The sequence below is a fragment of the Variovorax glucosi genome, assembly GCF_051216695.1.
Classification (GTDB): Bacteria; Pseudomonadota; Gammaproteobacteria; order Burkholderiales; family Burkholderiaceae_C; genus Variovorax.
On record NZ_JBPJZE010000076.1, the window covers coordinates 1 to 1,496 of the forward strand.

The window sequence follows — 1,496 nt, forward strand, 5'->3', positions numbered from 1 at the left end:
CGATCTGCACCACGTCGATGCCGCCGCGCATGATGAACTGCTGGAACATGATGCGGTTCTGGCACATCTCTCCCGTGGCCACTTTCACGGGTGCGACGCCTTCGCGGATCTTGCGGTGGCCTTCCACGTCGTCGGGGCTGGTGGGCTCCTCGATGAACCACGGCTTGACAAACGCCAGTTGGCGCACCCAGTCGATGGCCTGGCCGACCTCCCATACCTGATTGGCGTCGATCATGAGGTGCCGGTCGGGCCCGAGCACCTCGCGCGCCACGCGCAAGCGGCGAATGTCGTCCTGCAGGTCGCGCCCCACCTTCAGCTTGATGTGGTTGAAGCCCGCGTCTACTGCCTCTTGCGCGAGGCGCCGCAGCTTCTCGTCGGAGTAGCCCAGCCAGCCGGCCGACGTGGTGTAGCAGGGGTAGCCCTCGGCCTGCAGCGTGGCGATGCGTTCGGCCTTGCCGACGGCTGCCGCGCGCAGCAGGGCCAGCGCCTCGTCCGGTGCAATGCAGTCGGTGATGTAGCGAAAGTCAATGCATCGCACCAACTCTTCCGGGCTCATGTCGGCCACCAGCTGCCACACGGGCTTGCCTTCGGACTTGGCCCACAGGTCCCACATCGCGTTGACCACCGCGCCGGTCGCGAGATGGATCGCGCCCTTGTCGGGGCCTATCCAGCGCAGTTGGCTGTCAGAAGTCACGTGCCGCCAGAAGCGCCCCATGTCCTCGGCCACCCATGCCAGGTCGAGCCCCACGACCAGATGCCGCATCGCCTCGATGGCCGCACAGCAGATCTCGTTGCCACGGCCGATGGTGAAGGTGAGGCCGTGGCCTTCGAGCCCCGGCTGGTCGGTTTCGAGCACGACGTACGCCGCCGAATAGTCCGGGTCGGGGTTCATCGCATCGGAGCCGTCCAGATGCTGCGAGGTGGGAAAGCGCACGTCGAGCACGCGCATGGATCGGACGATGGTCATGGGACTTTGCAGGCGAGCGATCAGTCGTACAGCACCGAAGCGATCTTCGGATCGGCGATGTTTGTCTTGTCGTACCAGAAGAACCCGGTGTCGACCACCTTCGGCAGCTTCTCGCCCTTGATCGCCTGCACCGCCATCTCGACGGTCTTGTAGCCCATGCCCACCGGGTTCTGGGTGATGGCGCCGGCCATGCTGCCGTCCATGATGGCGTTCTTCTGCTGCTTGCCCGAGTCGTAGCCGATGATCACGACCTTGCCGTTGCGCTTCATCTCCTTCACGCCGTTGACCACGCCGATGGCGGAGCCTTCATTGGCGCCGAAGATGCCCTTGAGGTTGGGCGAGGCCTGCAATATCGACTTGGTGATCTCGGTCGACTTCAGCTGGTCGCCGCCACCGTACTGCACGCTCACGATCTTGATGTTCGGGTAGGTCGACTTGATGCGGTTCACGAAGCCGTCGCGCCGGTCGATGCCGGTGCGGCTGGTCTGGTCGTGCACCACCAGAGCGACTTCGCCGCTCTTGCCGATCA

Annotated in this window: 2 protein-coding genes; both read right to left on the reverse strand. The window is 64.6% G+C overall.

Annotated features, from left to right (window positions below; all coding sequences use genetic code 11):
* Positions 1–967: enolase C-terminal domain-like protein (locus ACSFA3_RS22990; protein WP_435507767.1), on the reverse strand; the 967-nt coding region annotated here is incomplete at its 3' end.
* Positions 968–987: 20 nt separating this feature from the next.
* Positions 988–1,496, reverse strand: a 509-nt coding sequence (locus ACSFA3_RS22995; protein WP_435507768.1) for a substrate-binding domain-containing protein, incomplete at its 5' end; no start/stop codon positions are given.